Source organism: Mycobacterium sp. NGS41, assembly GCF_059812725.1.
Map to the genome: position 1 here is coordinate 57,632 of NZ_JCALDF010000013.1, position 21,212 is coordinate 78,843.

General features: G+C 64.2%; 15 protein-coding genes. 12 read left to right on the top strand and 3 right to left on the bottom strand.

The window, feature by feature from the left end:
* Window positions 1-2: 2 nt before the first annotated feature.
* Window positions 3-5,129: an amino acid adenylation domain-containing protein gene (locus AC5Y21_RS14155; RefSeq protein ID WP_499913077.1), complete on the bottom strand. Its 5,127-nt coding sequence runs from the start codon at window positions 5,127-5,129 to the stop codon at window positions 3-5.
* Window positions 5,130-5,395: 266 nt separating this feature from the next.
* Between AC5Y21_RS14155 and AC5Y21_RS14160 the strand changes: the two genes are divergently transcribed.
* From AC5Y21_RS14160 to nbtC, 4 genes are all read left to right on the top strand, one after another.
* Window positions 5,396-6,001 carry a GNAT family N-acetyltransferase gene (locus AC5Y21_RS14160; protein WP_499913078.1) on the top strand — a complete coding sequence of 202 codons (606 nt, stop codon included), beginning with the start codon at window positions 5,396-5,398 and terminating at the stop codon, window positions 5,999-6,001.
* A gap of 88 nt (window positions 6,002-6,089) precedes the next feature.
* Window positions 6,090-6,848: a thioesterase II family protein gene (locus AC5Y21_RS14165; RefSeq protein WP_499913079.1), complete on the top strand. Its 759-nt coding sequence runs from the start codon at window positions 6,090-6,092 to the stop codon at window positions 6,846-6,848.
* A gap of 14 nt (window positions 6,849-6,862) precedes the next feature.
* On the top strand, window positions 6,863-8,185 hold the full coding sequence (locus AC5Y21_RS14170) for a beta-ketoacyl [acyl carrier protein] synthase domain-containing protein (protein WP_499913144.1): 1,323 nt from the start codon (window positions 6,863-6,865) through the stop codon (window positions 8,183-8,185).
* Between the two features lie 73 nt (window positions 8,186-8,258).
* Window positions 8,259-11,264 (top strand): nocobactin polyketide synthase NbtC, encoded by a 3,006-nt coding sequence (gene nbtC / locus AC5Y21_RS14175; protein ID WP_499913145.1) that lies wholly within the window; start codon window positions 8,259-8,261, stop codon window positions 11,262-11,264.
* 80 nt (window positions 11,265-11,344) lie between these two features.
* Here the strand turns inward: nbtC and mbtG are convergent, their stop codons facing one another.
* Entirely contained in the window at window positions 11,345-12,634 is a 1,290-nt protein-coding gene (gene mbtG, locus AC5Y21_RS14180) for an NADPH-dependent L-lysine N(6)-monooxygenase MbtG (RefSeq protein ID WP_499913080.1), read from the bottom strand.
* A 240-nt stretch (window positions 12,635-12,874) separates the two neighbouring features.
* Between mbtG and AC5Y21_RS14185 the strand changes: the two genes are divergently transcribed.
* On the top strand, window positions 12,875-14,485 hold the full coding sequence (locus AC5Y21_RS14185) for a (2,3-dihydroxybenzoyl)adenylate synthase (protein ID WP_499913081.1): 1,611 nt from the start codon (window positions 12,875-12,877) through the stop codon (window positions 14,483-14,485).
* Between the two features lie 20 nt (window positions 14,486-14,505).
* On the opposite strand, the gene AC5Y21_RS14190 is transcribed toward AC5Y21_RS14185, so the two are convergent.
* Window positions 14,506-15,294, bottom strand: a complete 789-nt coding sequence (locus tag AC5Y21_RS14190; protein ID WP_499913082.1) for an SDR family NAD(P)-dependent oxidoreductase — start codon at window positions 15,292-15,294, stop codon at window positions 14,506-14,508.
* Between the two features lie 184 nt (window positions 15,295-15,478).
* Here AC5Y21_RS14190 and AC5Y21_RS14195 point away from each other — a divergent pair, with 184 nt between their 5' ends.
* From AC5Y21_RS14195 to AC5Y21_RS14225, 7 genes are all read left to right on the top strand, one after another.
* A complete protein-coding gene (locus AC5Y21_RS14195; protein ID WP_499913083.1) occupies window positions 15,479-16,084 on the top strand; it encodes a TetR/AcrR family transcriptional regulator in 606 nt (201 codons plus the stop codon).
* Window positions 16,085-16,259: 175 nt separating this feature from the next.
* Window positions 16,260-16,958, top strand: a complete 699-nt coding sequence (locus AC5Y21_RS14200; RefSeq protein ID WP_499913146.1) for a hypothetical protein — start codon at window positions 16,260-16,262, stop codon at window positions 16,956-16,958.
* Window positions 16,959-17,174: 216 nt separating this feature from the next.
* A complete protein-coding gene (locus AC5Y21_RS14205; protein WP_499913084.1) occupies window positions 17,175-17,777 on the top strand; it encodes a TetR family transcriptional regulator in 603 nt (200 codons plus the stop codon).
* 193 nt (window positions 17,778-17,970) lie between these two features.
* Window positions 17,971-19,503 carry a nitric oxide reductase activation protein NorD gene (locus tag AC5Y21_RS14210; RefSeq protein WP_499913085.1) on the top strand — a complete coding sequence of 511 codons (1,533 nt, stop codon included), beginning with the start codon at window positions 17,971-17,973 and terminating at the stop codon, window positions 19,501-19,503.
* 36 nt (window positions 19,504-19,539) lie between these two features.
* Window positions 19,540-20,343 carry a CbbQ/NirQ/NorQ/GpvN family protein gene (locus AC5Y21_RS14215; RefSeq protein WP_499913147.1) on the top strand — a complete coding sequence of 268 codons (804 nt, stop codon included), beginning with the start codon at window positions 19,540-19,542 and terminating at the stop codon, window positions 20,341-20,343.
* Window positions 20,344-20,357: 14 nt separating this feature from the next.
* Window positions 20,358-20,486, top strand: a complete 129-nt coding sequence (locus AC5Y21_RS14220) for a hypothetical protein (RefSeq protein WP_499913086.1) — start codon at window positions 20,358-20,360, stop codon at window positions 20,484-20,486.
* Window positions 20,487-20,488: 2 nt separating this feature from the next.
* On the top strand, window positions 20,489-21,205 hold the full coding sequence (locus tag AC5Y21_RS14225; protein WP_499913087.1) for a hypothetical protein: 717 nt from the start codon (window positions 20,489-20,491) through the stop codon (window positions 21,203-21,205).
* Window positions 21,206-21,212: the final 7 nt, after the last annotated feature.

Consider the following 21,212-nt stretch of genomic DNA (forward strand, 5'->3'; position numbering starts at 1 on the left):
GTTCACGACTGCTCGTGCCACGATGCGGTCAGGTCGGCCAGCGCTTCGGCGCTCAGACCGGACGCACTCATCGGCGTGTATTCCTGTGCCGGCGCCGAATCCGGCTCGGCTGCAGCCTGATCCGCGGCGGCATCGACAGCGACGGCCAGCTCGGTGATGGTCGCGTGCTCGAACACCATCGGCGGGGTCAGGGCCAGTCCCTGCGCGTTGGCCTGGGCAGACCATTTGATCGAAATGATGCTGTCGCCACCAAGCGCGAAGAAATTGTCCTCTGGATCCACATCGTTGATTTCCAGCAACTCCTCCAGCAACTCGATCAGGATCCGCTGGGTTTCCAGAGTTTTCGGGCTGCTCGGGGAATCGCCGAGGGTCCCTCGCGGCTGCCCCGCTCTCGGGGTGGGCGGAGCAAGCAGCTTCTCCATGTCCGCCGCGGTCAACAAACTCAGTGTGGACACCCTGGCGTCCGGTGTCGTCACGAACGCATCGAGCGCGCTGTCGAGGGCGCGTGCGATGAGCGTAACCGTCTCAGCTTCGTAGAGATCGGCATTCGCGACCACCCGCACGTCGAGCTCTCCGTCCGGCGTCACCGTCATGCCCAGGTCCAGATCCAGCAACGAGACCTCGAAGTCCATCCGTAGCGGGACCACCGTGGTATCCCCTGCCGCGGTGAGATCGCGTGGTATCAGCGCCCAATCCTCGCCGCGGAAGTGAAGCATGTTCTGAAAGAGCGGGTTTCGTGATCGCGAGCGCGGCGGATTCAGCGTCTCAACCACGCGTTCGATGGGTAGTTCCTGGTGTGCGAACGCGTCGAGCACCGCATCGCGGCTACGCGCGATCATGCTGCGCAGACTCGGATCGCCGGATACGTCGTTACGCAGTACCACTACGTTGGCGAACAGACCGATCAGTTTCTGGGTGGTCGATTCAATCCGGGACGCGACGGGGCTGCCGATGGGGATGTCCGTACCGCCGCCGAGCTTGTGCAGCAGCACCGCGAGGACCGCCTGATAAACCATGAACTCGGTGACGCCGCTTTGCTCAGCGAGTTGGGTAAGGGCCCCGCGGCGAGCCGCGGACACGGTGAAAGTCACCACCGTCCCTTGCTTCCCGAGCACCGCGGGCCGGGTGTGGTCCGGAACCACCGAGATCTCGTCGGGCAAGCCAGCCAACGCGTCACGCCAGTAGCCCAACTCCGCCCGTCCCCATTCGGTGTCAAGCGCATTTCGTTGCCACAGTGCGTAATCCGCAAACCCGACGGGCAGGGTAGGCCAGACGGGCGCCGTCCGTCCCATGCGGGCGCGGTAGGCGGTGATGAGGTCTTCGAGGAAGATGCTGTGCGAGGCGTGGTCGCTGACGATGTGGTGAACCAGTATCACCAGCACATGGGTGTCCGGGCCGAGCTCTAGCAGGTTGGCTTTGATCAGCGGCCCGTACTCAGGAATGAACACATGCCTGCGCAGCTCGGTCACCCGCTCGTCGAAGTGGCCCGCAGCGACCTTGGTGACGGGTAGCTCCACCCGCAGTTCCGGATGCACGAACTGGTACGGAACACCTTCGTACTCAGCGAAATTCGTGCGCAACGCCTCGTGACGGTCCACCACGTCGTTGAGCGCCTCGGTCAGCGCGTCGGTATCCAATGGCCCCGCGAAGCGCAGCGCAAACGGCAGGTTGAAACCGTCGCGCGCGCCTTCCATCCGGTACTGGAACCACATCGCGAGCTGGGAGTAGGACAACGGGAGCCGTTCCGGGCGAGCGGCACCGGTGAGTTCTGGGCGACCCGACGGCGATCCGGACGCGAGGTCGGCGAAAGCCTCTTCCTCGTCACCAAATTCGTCCAGCTCATCCATCTCGTCGAGGTCGATGTCGAATTCGACACGGAACTGCTCGACCAGCCGAGCCGCCAATCCGGCGGGAGTCGGCGTGTCGAACACAGCGCGGACGGTCAGCTCCACACCGAACTCCGCGCGGATCTGGGCGACCAGCCGCGCCGCCAGGAGTGAATGTCCGCCCAGCCCGAAGAACGAGTCCTCCACACCGATTCGCTCCCACCCGAACATGCGGGCGAAGATTGAGCACATGCGGCGCTCGGTGGGCGTCGCCGGCTCGCGGTAACGACGAACCGCAACCGGAGTTGGCGCGGGCAGCGCCCGCTTGTCCAGTTTCCCGCTGACGGTCAGCGGGATCTCGGGGATCACCGCAAACGCGGTGGGCACCATGTATTCGGGCAGCACCGACGCGGCGTGTGCGCGTATTTCATCGAGATCCAGCTCACCGAACGAACCTGAAAGGCTTGACTCTGCACTGGAAACCGGCACCAGGTACGCGGCGAGCATGGGCCCGGCTTCGGTGTCTTCGGTGACGACGAGACAATGCCGCACGGCCGGATGCGTCGCGACAACGGACTCGACTTCGCCGAGCTCGATGCGGTAGCCGCGGACCTTGACCTGTTCGTCGGCCCGTCCCACGAATTCCAGGTCCCCAGAGATGTTGCGGCGAACCAGATCTCCCGTCCGATACAGACGCATGCCAGGGTTGAACGGGTCGGCGACAAATCGCTGCGCGGTCAATCCGGGACGCCCAAGATACCCGCGCGCCAACTGCACGCCCCCCAGATAGAGCTCACCGATCACCTCCGCCGGCACCGGTTGCAACTCCTCGTCGAGGACGTAGGTGTAAACGTTGCGGTTCGGCACGCCGATGGGAACCACGCGCGCCCCATGTGATCCCTCAACGTCCATGTGTGTAGAGCAGACGACGGCCTCGGTCGGGCCGTAGTGATTACGCAACTGCGCGTCGAAGTAGCCGGTGAATTTGTCGGCTACCTCGCCCGCCAGCGCTTCGCCTCCCACCGGCACGTGACGCAACTGCCGCCACACTTCAACGTCAAGGGCCTCCGGCAGCAGCAAGACGGTGCTCAGCATGGAGGGCACCATGTGCAGCACGGTGGCGCGGTGGCGGCGGATCAGCTCAGCGACATAAGCGATGTCGCCGAAGGCCGCGCCCTCGGGGGGACTGGGCACGATGAGCGTTGCGCCGAGCGTCAACGGGATGAGGATGTCCGAGAGCGAGGCGTCGAAGCTCACCGACGACGACTGCAGCAACCGGTCTTCGGCGGTGATGCTCCACTCGGCGACGAAGCCCTCCACGTGTTCGGCGATCGCGCGGTGCGAGACGGCCACGCCTTTGGGCGTGCCGGTGGAGCCGGAGGTGTAGATGACGTAGGCCAGGTTCTCGGGACGCAAAGGACGAACACGGTCGTCGTCTGTGACCGAGGCATCCGACAGCTGCGCGGCGGCGGCGCATGCGGTACTGAATTCGTGCGGCCCGATCACCGTCTGTGGGCGCGCGTCCGTGACAAGGTATTCGATGCGGTCGTCCGGATAGGCCGGATCAATCGGCAGGTACGCCGCACCGGCTTTCAGCACAGCAAGCATCGCGACGATGAACTCGATCGACGTGGTCATGCGCACACCGATGATGTCCTCGGTGCCGAAACCCTCCCCGATAAGCCAGCGCGCCAAGCGATTGGTGCGACTATGCAATTCGGCATAGGTCAGTTCGGTCTCGTCGGAAACCAGTGCGGTCGCGTCCGGCGTCTGAGCCGCCGCGGCTTCGAGCACCGCGACCATCGTGGTGGCAGGCATGGCGACAAGTTCGCCATGCGACTGCGCCAGAACGGTTTCCCGCTCGCCGTTGCCAAGCATGTCCAGACTGGTGAGACGATGTTCGGGCGCAGCCAGCGCGTTGTCCAACAGCTGCGCGTAGTGCGCCAGCATCTGTTCGACCAGCGCTGAACCCAAAACATCGGTCTGGTACTCGAACTCGACGAGTACGCCCTCAGGGTCGAGCACAACCGAAAGCGTGAGCGGTAGATGCGCGGTTACCGCGCCCAGTTCGAGTTGACGCACAGTGACGCCGTCCAGTGCGAACCCACCGGCGCTCTTGCGCATGGAAAAGCCCAGCCGGACAAGCTGATCCATGCCGTCGTGGCCCATCCGCTCCGGGTTGGCTTCGCGTACCACCCGATCGATGCCGACGGACTGATGCGCGAAGCCGTTGAGGCAGGTTTCGCGTACCGTGCCGACCAACGAGGTGAACGTGTCGTGTGATCGCGCAGCAATCCGCAACAGCAGCGTGTTACCGAAATACCCGATGGCGCCGTCGGCAGCCGCCCTGCGATCGGTCACCGGCACTGAGATCAGGAAATCTGATGATCCGGTATACCGGCGCACCAGCACCGCGTAGACCGCCAGCAGCACCATGAACGGCGAGACGGAGTGCTCGCGGGCAAAGTCCTCGACCCGGCCGAACAACTGGGCGGGCAGCGCCTGAGTGCGACGTTCCGCCTGCCTCGACGGGTGCGCGGCGGCCACGCCGGGAAGCTGCAGCGGTTCGGGTAACGGACGCAGTGTGTCAGCCCAGTAGCCGACATCGCCGATGCTGGGTTCGGCAGGGGTGTTGTGGGAATCGAGCACCTCGACGGCGACATACTGCGGTGCGTCAACGTCCAGGCCGCTCGGTGCCTGGCCGTTGTAAGCCGCGCTCAGGTCATGGGCGAGAACAGCCCACGAGTCGTCGTCCCAACTGATGTGATGCACGACGAGCAGCAGCACTAATTCGCCTGCACCGGCGCGGATCAGTGTTATCCGCAGCGGTAGCTCGTCGACGAGATCGAATGGCCGGCCAAACTCGTTCCGTGCCAAGGTATCGATCTGCTGATCCCGGTCCTGATCAGTGACATTGTCTGGCAGGTCGGTGAGATCATGTACCTGCCAGGTGATCCCGACTTCGTCGGAAACTACTTGGTACGGCTCGCCTTCGGTGTCCACCCCGTAGCTGGTACGCAAAATGGCATGACGCGCAGCGACATTCTGGAAAGCTGCCTGCAGACGGGCCTCGTCCAAAGCACCGGTCAGTCGATAGGCGACACAGATGTTCAACGTGGAGTCGGTAGGGTCCATCGTCTGCAGGAACCACATCCGGCGCTGGCCGGCCGACAGGGCGTAGCGCTCACCGGCACACACGCGGGGCTGGTCAACGGATCCCCCGGCCGCCAGACCGCTTTCGGCGATGCGTCTACGCAGCAACTCGCGACGACGTTCCTGCAAGGTCTTGGCATCATCTGCCATCACACGTCTCACTCCTGATATTCGCTTCGCCGGGGTTGTGCTGGTTGTTCAGATCGCCGCGAAACCCTTCAACTCGTCACTGCCGACCAGGGCCGGGCTGGTGTTTCGGTCCGCTGTCCTCCCGACCGATTACAAGTTCAGCAGATTATGTTAGCCTTCGCTAAGTTGCATAGCTTTTGCGGCCGTCGTGACGACGAGATGGGGGAGGCAGCACCCGTCGCGCATCATCCTCGCGACGCAACCCAGCCGGTGCGGGAGGTACGGGAGTGAGCACGCCGGCCTCGCGGCGCCGCGGCGTCGCACTGGACCATGAGGTGTTCGCAGGGAACTTTTCGCTGCGTCGAGTCGACCCGGACCGAGACTTGGAACTCGTGCACTCCTGGATGAACGACCCCGAGGTGGCCCGCTTCTGGAAGATGCCGTGGCCTCAGGCTGAAATAGCATCCTACCTGCGCCGACAAGACTGCAGTCTGCACTCGACGCCGTACCTGGGCGTGCTGGACGGCGTCCCGGGCAGCTACTGGGAGCTCTACCACGCCGACCTTGACCCGCTCGCCCAGTACTACGCCGCCCGCGAACACGACGTGGGTTTGCATATGCTGCTGGGCCCGGCGGAATACCGCGGCCGGAGACTGGCCGCTGACCTGGTCGGCGCTGTCTCGACCCGGCTGCTGAACCGAGACCCACGCACCCGGGTAGTCGCCGAGCCCGATGTGGAAAACACGCGGGCAATCCGAACTCTTGAGGCCATCGGGTTCGTGCGCGCCGCGGATCTCGACCTGCCGAACAAACGGGCCGCCCTCATGGTCCTTGACCGCGAGCGGACCCATTGGCCCGGCATCGACGGGGCGATCACTGCGACTCGGCGGTGAAGCTCCGCTGAACCTCGTGGTCAACGTGGTCGAAGTGGTCAAAGGGCCGCTCACCGCTTACTAACCCAGAGACGAAAGGTAGCAGCGCATGCCGCGCACACTGGGGTGGATTAGGCAGTTCCACGCACCGGATTCACCCGATGGCCTCCCGCTGCTTGTTTTTCCGCATGCCGGGGCAGGCGCATCGGCTTATCGCGAATTCTCGAAGCTGCTCAGCAGGAAGTTTCAGGTGATCGTTTTCCAGTACCCGGGTCGCCAGGACCGGGCGGCGGAAGCGTCGTTGCCGTCGCTTCCTGAGATTGCCGCGGGAGCATTCAGCGAGTTCTCCGCGTCGGATCACAACCGTGGTCTGCCGATCGTCACCTTCGGTCACAGCATGGGGGCATTGGTCGCGTTCGAGTTCGTCCGGCTCGCTGAAAACAGCGGCGTCGATGTGCGGCAGCTCAATGTCTCCGCGGCGGTCGCGCCGAGCAACGCCGCCGGCAAACCACCACATCCCAAAGGCGACGAAGAAATCCTCAACCATCTCGCAGCGCTCGAGGGTACCGACACGGATGTGATGGCGAACCGTGCGCTCATGAGATTGGCTCTTCCGGTGATCAAGGCGGATTACGAGGCCTTCGATGCGTACTCGTGCGCTGAAGACGTCAAGGTCGCGGCTCCGATCCACGCGATGGGCGGTGATCAGGACCCGTACATCACGCTGGGCGATCTGTACGGATGGGGTAAGCATTCCGACACCGTCAAAGTCACGATGTTCGACGGCGGACACTTCTACCTGAAGTCCCATATTGACGCCGTCGCGGAGCTGTTGGCGTCGAGCGCGCACTGCGAGCAGACCGCTTGAGCGACTTGAGCGACTTGAGCGACAAGGGATCTGCCGTGCCAGCAACCGACCCGATCGTCATTAGCGGAATGGCGGTCGAGGCGCCAGGCGGAATCGACAGCCCCGGCGCCCTGTGGTCGGCACTGGCCGAATCCAGCGAGCTGCTCGGCCCGTTCCCACGGGATCGGGGCTGGACCGTCGACGATCTTCTGTCGGCGTCCCGGGTGGCAGATGGTTGGCGGCAGGTCTGCGATTCCGGCGGATTCTTGGACGGCGCAGCGGCATTCGATCCTTCCTTTTTCGGCCTCACGGATCACGAGGCGGTGGTGATGCACCCCCAGCAGCGGGTCGCCATGCGAGTGGCGTGGCAGGCGCTGGAAAATACCGGGATCAATCCAGGCACGCTGGAGGGTTCGGAGGGCGGCTGTTTCATCGGAATGTCGATGACCGAATACGGTCTACGCACGTCCGTGGCTGACGACTACACCGGTTTCCGGACCGTCGGAATGGGACAGTTGGGGGGCGCCGGCAGGATCTCGCACTGCCTTGGCCTGGTCGGGCCGTCGATGACCGTGGATTCGGCGTGCGCGTCGTCGTTGACGGCAGTGCAGTTGGCGGCCAACGCGATTCACATGGACGAATGCGATTGGGCCCTTGCCGGCGCCGCATGCGTTCTGGGAGAGCCGACGGCGTTCTACGAGTTCTCGCGGCTCAATGCCATATCAGCGGACGGGCATTGCCGCGCCTATTCCGACGACGCCACCGGCACCGTCTGGGGTGAAGGCGCGGGAATGGTTGTCGTTGAACGTGAATCGCGAGCGCGAGAGCTGAGTCACCGCATTTACGGCCGCATTTTGGCCATCCGCACCAACCACAACGGCAAGGGCAAGCCGATCCTGGTGCCCCGGACGCGGGCGCAGGAGCAGCTGGTGCGCAAGACGATCAACGCGTCGGGAATAGACCCGGCCGACATCGGCATGATCGAAGGGCACGGGACCGCAACTCCCGCGGGTGACCCGCAGGAATTGACCGCGCTACTCAACACCTACGGCGCGGCGGGGTCCGAGGCGCTGCTGGGTTCGATCAAGTCGAACGTCGGCCACGCCCAAGCCGCGTCCGGGATGCTCGGGCTGATCAAGTTGCTTCTTGCCGGACAGCACGGCCATATTCCGCCAACCCTCTTCTCCGACAACCCGACCAAGACGGTCGACTGGGATACGACGAGCCTGCGCCTCGCCACCAAGCTGCACCCCTGGGAGCCGAAAGACGGCATCCGTTACGGCGCCGCCTCGTCGTTCGGCGCGGGGGGCTCCAATGCACACGCAATCATCGCCATGCACGCGAGTTCCGGGGAGTGAGGAAGTGAAGCCTCTTACCTACCGGCTCCCGGACGGCACCGTTCCCGTTCTGGTGTCAGCAGATACCCCCGAGCTGCTGCACGGCGAGGCGGCGGCCCTACTTTCTTATGCCACAAGCCATCCCGAGGTGGCGCCCCAGGCGATCGCCGACATGCTGTTCCGGACCCGCATTGCCCGTCGGCACCGGGCCCTGGCCATGGTGGCCGACCGTGCCGAAATGCTCGGCGCCTTGCGCGCGATCCTCGATGGCCGCGAGCATTCCACGCTGATTCGCACGAACACGGCCGCCATGGCGCGCCGGTTCGCCTATGTGTTTCCCGGGCAAGGCGCCCAGCGGCCGGGAATGGGCCGCCTCTTCTACGATTCGATCCCCGCTTTCAGGGCCGAAGTAGATCGTTGCGCCGAAGCCTTCGCGAGTCGGCTCGGCGAATCGCCGCTAAATTACCTTCTCGACGAACATCTTACGGCTGAAGACACCGCTTGTACCGTCCAGCCTGCGCTGTTCACGCAGATGGCCGGGCTGGCGGCCATGTGGCGGTCATTCGGGATCGCGCCGAACGCAGCCATCGGGCACAGCCAGGGAGAGATCGCCGCTGCCTATGTGTCCGGCAGGATCACCCTGGCCGATGCGGTCAGCATCGTCGCGATACGCGCGCGTGCCGCCGACGAATTCGAATCCGGTGACTACGCAATGGCGGTCATCGCCGCCGACCGCGACGCGTGCGAGGACCTGCTGGCGCGTTGCTCGGGCTGGGCACAGGTGTCGGTGATCAATTCGCCCAGCATGGTGGGAATCTCCGGCGACCGGGAAACCGTGCAAGACATCGTCGACACGCTGACCGAGCGCGGCACGTTCGCGCGGATCATTCGCGTGCAATATCCCGCACACACCAGCTTGATCAACGCACTCGCCGAAAAGGTACGCGCGGCCACGCTGCTCGAACTGCAGAATCCGAAGTTCCTCGACACCGGCATCGACTGTCTGGGCGCCACCCTCGGTGGTCCCATCACGCAGGACCTGACACTCGAAGAATATTGGTTCCTGAACCTGCGCAACATAGTTCGCTTCGACAAGGCGATCGCCGACGCCCTACCGCTCGGCATCGACACCTTCGTCGAACTGGCCGAGCATCCCACGCTGCAGCTGGCAATTCAGGAGAATCTCGCCGCGCTGCACGACGAAGACGGCCCCGATCCCATCGTGGTGGGCACCTCCAACCGCACAGCCACCGATTTGAGCGAGTTCACCCGCAATCTCGTGCAGGTGGCCGCGCACGAGCTGAGCTACCCGTGGGAGTGTCTGGGCGTCGAGCCCGACGGTCCTGTCCCGTTGCCGTTAACCGATTTTCCCAACACCCGGATGAACGAGACCCGGCTGTGGCAGGTGTACCGCCCCCTACTGTCCCAGACGGCCAGCGCCATTGCGGAGCCCGCCATGGAACCCGTCGCCGAACCCCCACCGGCGCGACTCTTCGTCGAGGAATGGGTGCGACCATCGCAACGCTCGCTGGTACCGCCGCGTGTCATCGGCATCATCGATGACACCGGAGTCTGCGCGGAACTGGTCACCGCGCTGCGCCGCGCCGCCGAAGACATCGGCGCTACGGCTCGCCGGATCGACATCGAAAGCGTCCCAGCCGATCTCAATACTTTGGTCATACTCGTTCCGCAATCGCCCAAAATAGATGATTATGCCGCCCCGGCCGCGGTCACGACGTTCTTTTCCGACCGCACTTGGTGGCCCGGACTGAACGACGCGATTACCGACTGCTGGCTGGTGACCGTTGGCGGCGAGACGGTGATTTCCGCCGATGCGCCGCCGGATCCGGTGCACGCGGCGGCGAGTGCGGGCTTCCGCAGCATCGGCGCGGACCATCCGGGCACCGCATTCAAACACCTCGATCTGCCGGCCGAAGCTTCAACAATGGCGACGTCCGAATTGGCGAACGGGATCCTCGCCGCGCTACACACAGGGGAAGAACCGGAGCTGGCGCTGCGCGATGGCGGTCTCTATGCGAAGCGGATCATCGAGCGCGATGCAGTCCCCGAGCCCGACGACACCCCACCCGAACATGTGCTCATCATCGGCGGCACCGGAAATCTCGGGCTGGAGTTCTGCGATCACTTCGCGCGGCGCGGCGCGCGCCGAATCACGTTGGTAAGCCGGTCGGGCGAGACCGCCGCCGGCGTCGCGGACCGGGCGCGCGAGATCCGCGCGGCCACAGCCACCGATATCCGCATCGCCCGATGTGACGTGGGCGACCCGGCGGCGGTGGCACGATTGGCCGCCGAATACCACGAGGCCCCAGCGGATCTGATAATCCATGCGGCCGTGGACTATTCGGCCGTCGACCTGAACGAGATCACCGCCGAGACGGTCGACCGGGCGTTGCGTGCCAAAGTCGTCGGCATCGCGCGGGTGCTCGAGACGTACCCCCGCACCGAAGATTGTCGCGTCTTGCTCTGCTCCTCGGCGAGGGCGACTATCGGCGGCCGTGGCCAAGTCGTCTATGCCGCGGCTAATCGCATGCTCGACGCCATGGCACACCGCCTCCGCGCTGAGGGCCTGGACTGCGTTTCCGTGCAGTGGGGCCAGTGGACAGTCCACTTCGATCTCGATGCGACCAGCATGGCGCAGCTCTCCGCGATCGGTGTCATTCCAATGAAGCCCGCCGATGCTCTCGCGGTGGGCACCAGGCCGTTTCACGAGAACGCCATCGTCTTGGCGTACGACTTCGATCTCGCCCGCCCGATGCTGGAGGCTTACGGCTACGGACCCCTTATATCCCAGCTGTCCCAGCCCGGATCGCGACCACTTTCAGCGCCCGTCGAGATCGAATCCCCAGCCTCTAAATCGGATATCTCACGCCGGCTGCTGGGACTGCTTGCCACCGCCATCGGTGCAGACCGCGCCGAAAACATAGACACCACGGTTCCCATGGTCGCGATCGGCCTGGATTCGCTGCAGGCCCTCGAACTGCGGCGGCGCGTCAAGATCGAGTTCAATCACGATCTGGACGTGTCGGATCTGTTGGGCGGGGCGACGATTGCGGATGTCCTGACCAAGCTCGGCGGGTAAGCTCGGCCAATTGTGGGCGAGCAGACGCAAAATCGCCTAAAACGTAACGGTTTTAGGCGATTTTGCGTCTGCTCGCCCACTCAAACAGATTGGTATTCACCGCTTCTCCCCATCGAGGATGGGTCGGCAACCCCGATATGGGCAGCCAGAACCCGATCCGAGAGCAACCCCAGGCAGCTGAGATTCGGAAACCCTGGGCCCTCGTTGAGGCCAGAGAGGTTGGGCAGGATCAGTTTCGGCGTGATGCCGCCAACGGCCAAGTCGTGGCCGATGGACTCCTCCAGCCGTTCACCCGTCAGCGGCCCACCCAAACCCAGCTCCAGCACATCCAGCGCCGCCGGACTCAACAGCGGCACGAACCACAGTGCGTCAGCGCCGGATCCGTCGATGACGAGATCGAAGCGATGCAGGGTTTCCAGAGATTCGTCCGAGCGGTCGGCGCGCAGTGTGATCCAGATTGTGCTGTCCCGATCGGCGACGCGAACGACGCGCCCGCGCAGGTGCTTGATCCTCTCGTCGGCCAGCAGTGACTCCTGGACCCGCGCCGAGAAAACCCCTCGGTCGGTACGGGCAATGCAGTCGCGTCGCTCGGCTAGCGACAGCCTGCGCCAGCCCTCGGGATCGGAGAACAGCGAGTTCTCGAAGAAACCCTCGCCGCGGGTGAACAGCGTTGCTTGCGGCGAGATAGCCGTGATCGATGAAACCCGGTGATGGAACAGCTCATTGAGCATCGACGCCGCGGTCTCCCCGCCGCCGATGACCGCGACATTGTCGGCGACAATTCGGTCGTGACGCGCGGCGCGCTCCCAGAACTGCGCGATCGACAACACTCGTGGGTCGCCGGATCGGATACACCGCTCGGCTTGACCCGGCCCGGTAATCATCACCGTATCGGCGGACACGTTCGACTCGCCCGTTTGCAGTTCCCATTGCGATCCGTCGACCGAAATCTGAACGACCTCGCCGCGAACCACTTTCAGGTCCGCCACCTCGGCAGCCCAGCGCAGGTACCGAGCCCACGTGTCGTGAGTGGGCGACGGCCTACCGCGGTCGATCCAGCCGACGAACTGGTCCGTCGCAACCAGATACGACTGCCAGCTGAACCGCATCATCTGCTCGTCGACTTCGGCATTGCGGCCGGGCACGAGTGACGATCGGTACGGGAACCCCACGTCCTTTTCGGGGCTGGTACCCAATCGCTGCCGACCGTCGGTCCAGCCTCCTCCGGCCCGCCAATTGGCCGCCACGCCGGTGCGCTCGATCGCGACAACATCGGCGACCTCGACACCCATTTCGCGCAGCACCGCAGCTTTCGCGGCGACTGCCACCGCCTTGGCGCCGGCCCCGACGATCGCGAGTGTGCCGCTCATGCCACACCAACCAACGGCATACGGCTATGCGGAGCGGGGCGGCATGCCCATTTCGCCGGCACGCCGACGAATGATCCGCCACCCACAACCCCACCTCCGTCGGCTAGCTTAGCTCAGGCTGCCCTAACTTCGTGTACGCTACCCTATAGCCCGGAGGCAGGACACGCCTGCCCCGAGGGAGCCGCCGAGTTGCCTTTGACCTCTCCCCAACCACTCGAAACCGCAGCACAATGCGTGTCGATGGACGGGTTCGTTCCCTTCTCCCCCGAACGCGCCGCCGCGTACCGGGCAGCTGGATACTGGACCGGCCGATCCGTCGACTCCGTCCTGCGACGCGCTGCCACGGAATGGCCCGATCGCGTCGCCGTAATCGATGACCTCGGCAGCTACACGTACGCGGAGCTGGACAAACTCGTCGACCGAGCGGCCGGGGGGTTCGCGGCCCTGGGGATCGCGCCCGCCGACCGGGTGCTCCTGCAACTGCCCAACTCGTGCCGATTCGCCGTCGCGCTGTTCGGTCTACTGCGCGCCGGGGCCATCCCGGTGATGTGCCTGGCCGGGCATCGTCTGGCCGAGCTGAGTCACTTCGCGCAGGTCAGCGAGGCGGTGGGGCTCGTCATCGCGGAAACGGCAGCCCAGACTGCGGGCGGTTTCGACTACCGGTCGATGGCCGAGCAGCTGGTCGCGACTCATCCGCAGCTGCGACACGTCATCGTCGACGGAGACCCCGGCCCATTCGTGTCCTGGTCGGAGCTGCCCGACGGCGAAGCGCCGCAGATCGCGGCTGACACCGCCCTTCCGGCACTGCTGCTCGTGTCGGGTGGCACCACCGGCGCTCCCAAGCTGATCCCCCGCACGCACGACGACTATGTCTACAACGCCACCGCGAGCGCAGAGTTGTGCCGACTGACGAGTGACGACGTGTATCTGGTGACGCTGCCGGCGGCGCACAACTTCCCGCTGGCGTGCCCAGGCATGCTCGGCGCGATGACCGTCGGCGCCACCATCGTTTTCAGCACTGATCCCAGCCCGGAGGCCGCATTCGCCACGATCGCGCGGCACGGCGTCACGGTCACCGCGCTGGTGCCGGCGCTGGCCAAACTGTGGGCGCAAGCCTGTGATTGGGAACCGGTGACCCCAAAGTCGCTGCGGCTCGTGCAAGTAGGCGGCTCCAAGCTGGAGCCCGAGGATGCTCGCCGGGTACGCACCGCGTTGACCCCCGGCGTGCAACAGGTATTCGGGATGGCCGAAGGACTGCTGAACTACACCCGGCTCGACGATCCGCCGGAATTGGTCGAGCACACTCAGGGCCGGCCACTGTGCGCGGCCGACGAACTGCGCATCGTGGACGCGGCGGGCGAGCCGGTCGCCCCGGGGCAGGAAGGCGAACTGCTGGTACGTGGGCCATACACCTTCAACGGCTACTTCCGTGCCGGGCAGGACAATGCACGCTACTTCGATCCCGATGGGTTCTACCGCAGCGGCGACCTGGTACGGCTACGCGACGACGGCTACCTGGTGGTCACCGGCCGGGTCAAGGACATCATCTGCCGGTCCGGTGAAACCATCTCCGCGCAAGACCTCGAAGAACAGCTGCTGAGCCATTCGGCGATCTGGTCGGCGGCCGCGGTTCCGCTGCCCGACCCGTATGTCGGAGAAAAGATCTGCGCCGCGGTTGTTTTCGCCGGACCGCCGCTGACACTCGCGGCGTTGAACGCCTACTTGGACGAGCGCGGTGTGGCGGCACACGCCCGGCCCGACATGCTGGTCGCCATGCGCGCGTTGCCCACGACGGCTGTCGGCAAGATCGACAAGCGGGCGATCGCCCGCCAGCTCGCGGCCGGAGCGTAACGGCGCCGCGCGCCATCCGATCAGAGATCTGGTATCGGGATGGGAGAGTTATTCGCGTCGATGCCGCCGTCCACCCGGAAGACCGAATTCGTTGCGTAGCAATCCTTCGTGCACAGATAGACCGTGAGCCGCCCCAGGTCGGCGACGTCGCCGAACCGATGCAGCGGCGTCAACTCCATCATCTTTTCCGCAGAGCCCGGCATGAGATCCAGGCTGCCTTGCAGCCCGTCGGTCATAAACGATCCCAGCGAGATCGCGTTGACCCGAATCTTCGGCGAAAGCTCGTGTGCCATGGCTCTGGTCAGGGCCTCGAGGGCGCCCTTCGCGGTGCAGTAGGCGGCCAGCGCCCGGATGCCGAATCGGCCCGACCCTGACGAAATGTTGACAATTGACCCGGCGCCGGCCTTTAGCATGTGCGGTACACAGAGCTGGCTCATGATGAATGCTGATGTGACACACCAATCGAACGTGTGCCGGAAGTCTTCGTCGGTGATGTTCAGAAACGGCGCATAGGTGGATCCGCCGACGTTGTTGACCAAGAAGTCGATTCTGCCGAATGCTTCGATGGTCTCCCGCACGACCCGTTCGCCGTCGTCGCGAACCATCGCGTCGGCTTGTAGGGCCAGGCCGTTGCCACCGGCGTCTTCGATCTGCTGGAAAGTTTTGGCGATTTCATCGGTGGTGCGGGCCGTCCCGACAACCGTCGCTCCCGCCTCCGCGAGGACTTTGGCGATCCCCGCCCCCACACCGCGGCCGGCGCCGGTGACGATGGCCACCCGGCCCGAGAGGTTGAATTGCTCGAGTGCCATACGAACTCCTCATATCGGATGCGAGGGTGCGTCAGGCAGGTTAGCTCCGCTAGCTGACTCAAGTCAATCGGCTACTTAGCGTCGCCGTGCGGGGCGGCACTTTAGTCAGTGCGCCGTCTTAACGCGATACTCTCTGCTAAAGCGTGTTTGGCGTTAGATGACTCAGAGCTACGAAGGACAAGGCATGGCTGTGGCGGATCGGATGTCGGCGCGTGAGGCGAAGCGGCTGCAAACCCGAGAGCGACTGATGGGTGCGGCGATCGCCGAGTTCAAACGAGCCGGAATGGCCGATGCCGACGTCGGTGCCATCGTGACCGCGGCCGGGGTTGCGCATGGCACGTTCTTCTTCCACTTCCCCACCAAGGAACACGTGCTGCTGGAGCTGGAGCGGCGCGAAGAAGAGCGCATCGTCAAGCAGTTCAACCAGTTTCTCAAGGTGCCACAGGATCTTTCAGCGGTACTGGCAGAAGGCGCCCGCCTGATCATGAGCCTCGAGCGCCGTCTCGGCGACGAGCTGTTCCACGATTTCCTGGCGTTGCATTTTTCACAGACCCGTCCGGCCAACGAGGAGGGCAGAGACCACCCATTGATCGTCCTGGTCGCTGAGCAGATCGAAATCGCACGAGACAGCGCGCATATTGATCCCCATGTCACTCCGATGAACAGTGCGATCTTCTTTTTGTTGGGACTTTATGCGCTGTTGATTTCCACGCGCGATTGGCCGACACGCGGCGCGCTCGTCGACGACTATCTGACGAGGACCATGCGTAGCCTCGAGCCCCCTATCTGACTCTGACGCCTCCGCCCCTACGCCGGGGCGATCTCTTGTTGACTTCGGTCAGTTTTGATACGTTGTTCGTCACGGGTCGGGACTTCGCGTGTTAAAGCGCGTCCCGTGGAGAAGCGAGGACATCGTGCATCTGCCGACTACCAAGCGACGCACCAAGCCAGGTTCTGCCGCGGCAATCGCATCGCCAGTCAGCGGCGCACGCAACGGGCTCGGGCTCGACGAGCACCTGGAGGAATCGCGGCTGGCGCAGCGCCGCGCCGACAAGTGGCTGATCAGTGGCAGCATTCTCATCGGTACGGCAGCACTGGGAATCTTTGGGCTTCCGCTCTTCCTGCGCGGGGTGCAACTCCAACGGCGCGCACAACGTGGCGGAATGTCGGTGCGCCCCATGCTGGTTACTCTGCTCGGTTATCTGGTCATCATTGACGCCGCTATCAACACCGTGGGATGGGCGCTGGACACCGTGGCAAACCACACCCTGTTGGCCCGCGTGCTCTTGAACGGTTGGGGCAACATGTTCGATGCCGGATATTTTTGGCACTACAACGAACTGTGGGTCGGTGGCGCCGCGGGACCGGGTGAGAAGGCTTGGGAATTCGGTCTGATCGCCACCGTCTTCACCATGCGCATCGCCGCGGCAATCGGGTTCCTGCAGATGAAACGCTGGGGGCACCAGTGGATGATCATCACCTGCTGGATGGGCGTGGTGATTTGGTGCGGCTACGTGTTCAACATGACCATGTTCGCCGATGTCCGCTACGCCGGCGTCGTACTTCCGGTGGTCGGCTGGTGGCTCTACGACATCTTTTACATCAGCCCGTTTCTCGCGATCCCGTATCTGCATACGGTGAACCGCGAACTCTTCACCGACTGAAAAAGCGCTTTAGATCGCTGCCGGCGTCTCCTCACTCGCATCGCGACCCTCTATCCGTTGACCTATATCAATGACCTGAATCGGCGTGGGCAACCGTTCAACCGAAGTAAGCCGCTGCAAAACCGGTGCTTTTGCTGGTCAATAGCCGTTACTTCAAACGTTCGTCCCAGCCGAGTTGGTTGACTTTGATCAGTAAAACGACTACAAAGACGAGCTATGGCATCGCATGCCACCCTCTCGACGCGCAAGGTGCGCCGGCTGCAGACGCGGGAACGCATCCTCGGCGCGGCGATCGCGGAGTTCAAACTCGCCGGAATGGCAGAGGCCGAGGTCAGTTCGATCGTGGCCGCCGCGGGTGTCGCGCACGGCACCTTCTACTTTCACTTCCCCACCAAGGAACATGTGCTGCTCGAGTTGGAGCACCGTGAAGAGGCTCGCATCGCTGCCGAATTCGCCCGGTTTCTCGCACGAGACCACGACCTGACTTCGGCGCTGACGGAGGTCGTCAGGCTGGTGATGGGCCTGGAAGCGGTGTTCGGCAAAAAGCTCTTCAAAGAGTTGTTGGCGCTGCACTTTTCGCCGTCGCGGCCGGAGGCCGACGATTGGACCGATCACCCGGTGATTGCGCAGCTGGTCGGTGAGATCGAACGGGCCCGCGGACACGGCACCGTGCACCCAGAGGTAGACGCGTTCTACAGTGCGACGTTTTTTCTGCTCGGCATCTACGGCGTGGTCACCACGACCGACCGCCTCGACGGCCGCGACTCGATGCTGGAGAAATTGGTGGCAACTGCCGTACACGGTCTGGAGATCCGGTGACCCCGTCAGCAACACCAGCCGTTCATTGGTCGACAAGGAGGTCAGGTCATGGATTATCTGTGGGAAATCCTTCGCTACGTGGCAGCGTGGGGCGGCACCATTCTGATCATCGCGTTCTGGTACTGGATGTTTTCCAATATCGGCACGTTCTGATCGAGCGCATGCTCGCCCACAAGTACGTCGGTGATCGGCAATGAACGATTTGTCTGACGCCCACGCGATGCTGTTCGAACGCAGCTGCGCCGTGGCCGCGGTCGCGTTGAGCGATCGGCGCCGCGACGGTGTACGGCTGGTCAGCGGGGATCGGCGTGGTTTCGGGCTGAACGCGGCATTGACACACGTGTACGTCCCGTACCCGTTCAGCACGGGCGAGTGGACGCGACGCACGGCCACATGCGGTGTCGCACTGCAGTGTTCGCCCTCCAAGGAGCGACTTACCGAGTACCGGCTAGGTGAACTGACCGTTCGAGAGCTCAGCGCCCTGACCCTGGTCGAAGCCGGCGTTGCGCTGGGCTGGGTCGGTTCGCGGTGGCCCGGCCTAGTCGGCGAGATGACCCGCGTACTGCCCGATCTGCAGGCGCGACCCGCCGACATGGACGCTCCGAGCATGCTTAACTGCGCCATCGAAATGGCCGCTACCAACCAATCGTTGGCCATCCATCCGCTGATCGGCCTGCTGCCGTTGGCCTACACGATGCCCCGAGGACTGTCCGACAGACTGCGACGCACATTCGGCAGGATGCCGTGGACCACAAACCAGAAGCGGCTCCCGCGGCCCTACTCCGTTCCCGTCGGCGGTGACGGCGGCGTACGCAATTCGAACCTGCCACCGCCAAATCGCCCACAGGACAACGATCTCGACATAGCGCCGGATCATCGCCCCGGCATCCCGTATCCCGAATGGAACGCATGGACCGAAAGCTTCCTGCGCGACCACGTCGCCGTTCTGGAGCGTGCCGGAGCCCGACGGACCCCGAAGCCCGTCGCGGTATCGGCCGACGTGCGCAGCTGGTTCGAAAAGCACACTCATCGCTCGATGAAGAGCCGACTCGAAGACGGCTCTGATATCGACGTCGACCAGTACGTCAGTCATTTCACCGACATGACGACGGGCGAGGCGACGGAGCCGCGCATCTTTCGCGAACTCCTGCCCAGCAGCCGCGACGTCACCACGGCGCTGCTGCTCGACGGCAGTTCATCGCTCGGTGTGCACGGCGGCCGGATCTTCCGGCTGGAATTGGCCTGCGCCGACGCACTGTCGCGCGCGATGAAACTCGCCCGGGAGCGTCACGGCGTCTTCGTGTTCACCGGCGACACCCGTCACCGGGTATTGGTTCAGTGCCTCAAGGACTTCCCCGAATCACGTCTGGTCGCCCCCAGCGGCCTCGGCCTGGCGACCGGCGGCTACACGCGACTCGGCGCCCCGCTGCGGCATCTGACCAGCCGGCTACTCGCTCAGCCGTCCGAGCGCCGCCTGTTGATCGTCATCGGCGACGGCCTGATCTCCGACGAGGGTTACGAGGGACGCTATGCGTGGGCCGACACAGCGCATGCCGTCGAGGAGGCCAACGATGCCGGCGTCTCCGTCTACTACGTCGGCGTAGGGCCGGTCCGCGTCGACCCCCTTCCGGAGGTGTTCGGACCGCGCCGGTCCCAACGCATCCGGCGAGTGGAGGAACTTCCCCGGGTGCTTGCCCACGTCCATCGTGAGCTCGTCGCCGCCTGAACCAGACCTTGAAAGAAAGACGTCGTGAAGGAAAAGATGACCACCGACACCTATCTCGCCCTCGGCAACGAAGTGCGGCTGTTCGAGCAGGCGTACCGCCGCCGCATCCCAGTCATGCTGACGGGTCCCACCGGGTGCGGGAAGACACGGCTGGTCGAGCATATGGGGCTGCTGCTGGGCCGGCCGGTCGTCACCATCAGTTGCCACGACGACTTGACCAGTTCTGATCTCGTCGGGCGCTTCATGGTGACCGGCGGCGACGTGGTTTGGACAGACGGCCCGCTCACCCGGGCGGTCAAGGCGGGCGCGATCTGCTACCTGGACGAAGTGGTCGAGGCCCGCCACGACTCGCTGGCGATCCTGCACTCGCTGACCGATCACCGCCGGGCGCTTTACTTGGACCGCGCCGGTGAAGTCGTCGCCGCGCCCGACACGTTCATGCTGGTCTGCTCGTACAATCCCGCCTACCGCAGCTCACTCAAGGAGCTCAAACCTTCGTTCCGGCAACGGTTCGTCACGCTCGCGATGGCCTACCTGCCCGCCGACCGAGAGGCTGAGGTGGTCGTCGCCGAGACGGGTATTTCGCTGTCGACCGCGCGGCGACTCGTCGCGTGCGCAGTCGCGATCCGCACCGCTGACGACGCGTTCCACTTCGAGCCGCCGTCGACCAGGGTCTTGGTGACCGCCGGGCAGCTGATTGCCTCGGGTGCAACAGAATTGGAAGCCGCCGACGCCTGCATCCTCGCCCCGCTCAGCGGCGATGGGGCAATCACCGAGGGGTTGCGTGAAGTCGCGGCCGCCTGTCTGGCCGATATCGAAACGTCGAGTTCACCACGTTAGAGAAAGGCTGCAGCATGGATCAGAAGGAACAGAAGCGCAAGAGGGCGCTGATCGTCCTCCAGATCGTCATCTATGGCTATCTGCTGACGATGTTTCTCATCCAGCTCTACATGTCGTTCGTACGGGGCTGGTGGAACCTGTGAGTATGACATCGCTCAGCCGACTTGGGTTGAAGGGCAAGAGATCCGACGAGCCGATCGGCCTCGAGGATCACCACGAGGAGTCGCGGCGGGCACAACGGCATGCCGACAAGTGGATGATCGTGGGCGCTGCCCTGATGGGCATGTGGGCGCCCGGGCTGATCGGCTTCCCGATTTTCATGCGCGGAGTCTGGCTGCAACGCCAGGCGCTGCGGGCCGGGCTGTCGGTCCGGCCGATGATCGTCACCCTGATCGGCTACCTGGTGCTGATCGACGGCATGCTCAACAGCCTGGGCTGGGCGCTGGACCTGGTAGCCAACCACACGCTGATCAACCGGGTGCTGATGGTGGGCTGGGGCAACATGTTCGACGCAGGCTATTTCTGGCACTACAACGAACTGTGGATCGGCGGGGCCTCCGGGCCGGGCGAGAAGGCGTACGTGGCGGGCTTGATCCTGACCGTCTTCTCGATGCGCGTCGCCGCTGCGATCGGATTCCTGCAGATGAAGCGGTGGGGCCACCAGTGGATGGTTATCACCTGCTGGATGGGCGTCGTGATCTGGTGCGCCTACGTCTTCAACATGACCATGTACGCCGACGTCCGTTACGCCGGAGTCGTGTTCCCTGTCATCGGGTGGTGGCTGTACGACATCTTCTACATCACCCCCTTCCTGGCCATTCCCTACCTACACACCGTCAACCGCGAAATCTTCTCCGACTGAACAGTTT

What these genes read in the sequence shown, in the direction of transcription:
- mbtG (WP_499913080.1), bottom strand. Translation starts at nt 12,634, where the DNA reads ATGAGCGGCACACTCGCGATCGTCGGGGCCGGCGCCAAGGCGGTGGCA.
- AC5Y21_RS14190 (WP_499913082.1), bottom strand. Translation starts at nt 15,294, where the DNA reads ATGGCACTCGAGCAATTCAACCTCTCGGGCCGGGTGGCCATCGTCACC.
- AC5Y21_RS14185 (WP_499913081.1), top strand. Translation starts at nt 12,875, where the DNA reads ATGGACGGGTTCGTTCCCTTCTCCCCCGAACGCGCCGCCGCGTACCGG.
- AC5Y21_RS14225 (WP_499913087.1), top strand. Translation starts at nt 20,489, where the DNA reads ATGACATCGCTCAGCCGACTTGGGTTGAAGGGCAAGAGATCCGACGAG.
- AC5Y21_RS14195 (WP_499913083.1), top strand. Translation starts at nt 15,479, where the DNA reads ATGGCTGTGGCGGATCGGATGTCGGCGCGTGAGGCGAAGCGGCTGCAA.
- AC5Y21_RS14210 (WP_499913085.1), top strand. Translation starts at nt 17,971, where the DNA reads ATGAACGATTTGTCTGACGCCCACGCGATGCTGTTCGAACGCAGCTGC.
- AC5Y21_RS14165 (WP_499913079.1), top strand. Translation starts at nt 6,090, where the DNA reads ATGCCGCGCACACTGGGGTGGATTAGGCAGTTCCACGCACCGGATTCA.
- AC5Y21_RS14205 (WP_499913084.1), top strand. Translation starts at nt 17,175, where the DNA reads ATGGCATCGCATGCCACCCTCTCGACGCGCAAGGTGCGCCGGCTGCAG.
- AC5Y21_RS14215 (WP_499913147.1), top strand. Translation starts at nt 19,540, where the DNA reads ATGACCACCGACACCTATCTCGCCCTCGGCAACGAAGTGCGGCTGTTC.
- AC5Y21_RS14155 (WP_499913077.1), bottom strand. Translation starts at nt 5,129, where the DNA reads ATGGCAGATGATGCCAAGACCTTGCAGGAACGTCGTCGCGAGTTGCTG.
- AC5Y21_RS14220 (WP_499913086.1), top strand. Translation starts at nt 20,358, where the DNA reads ATGGATCAGAAGGAACAGAAGCGCAAGAGGGCGCTGATCGTCCTCCAG.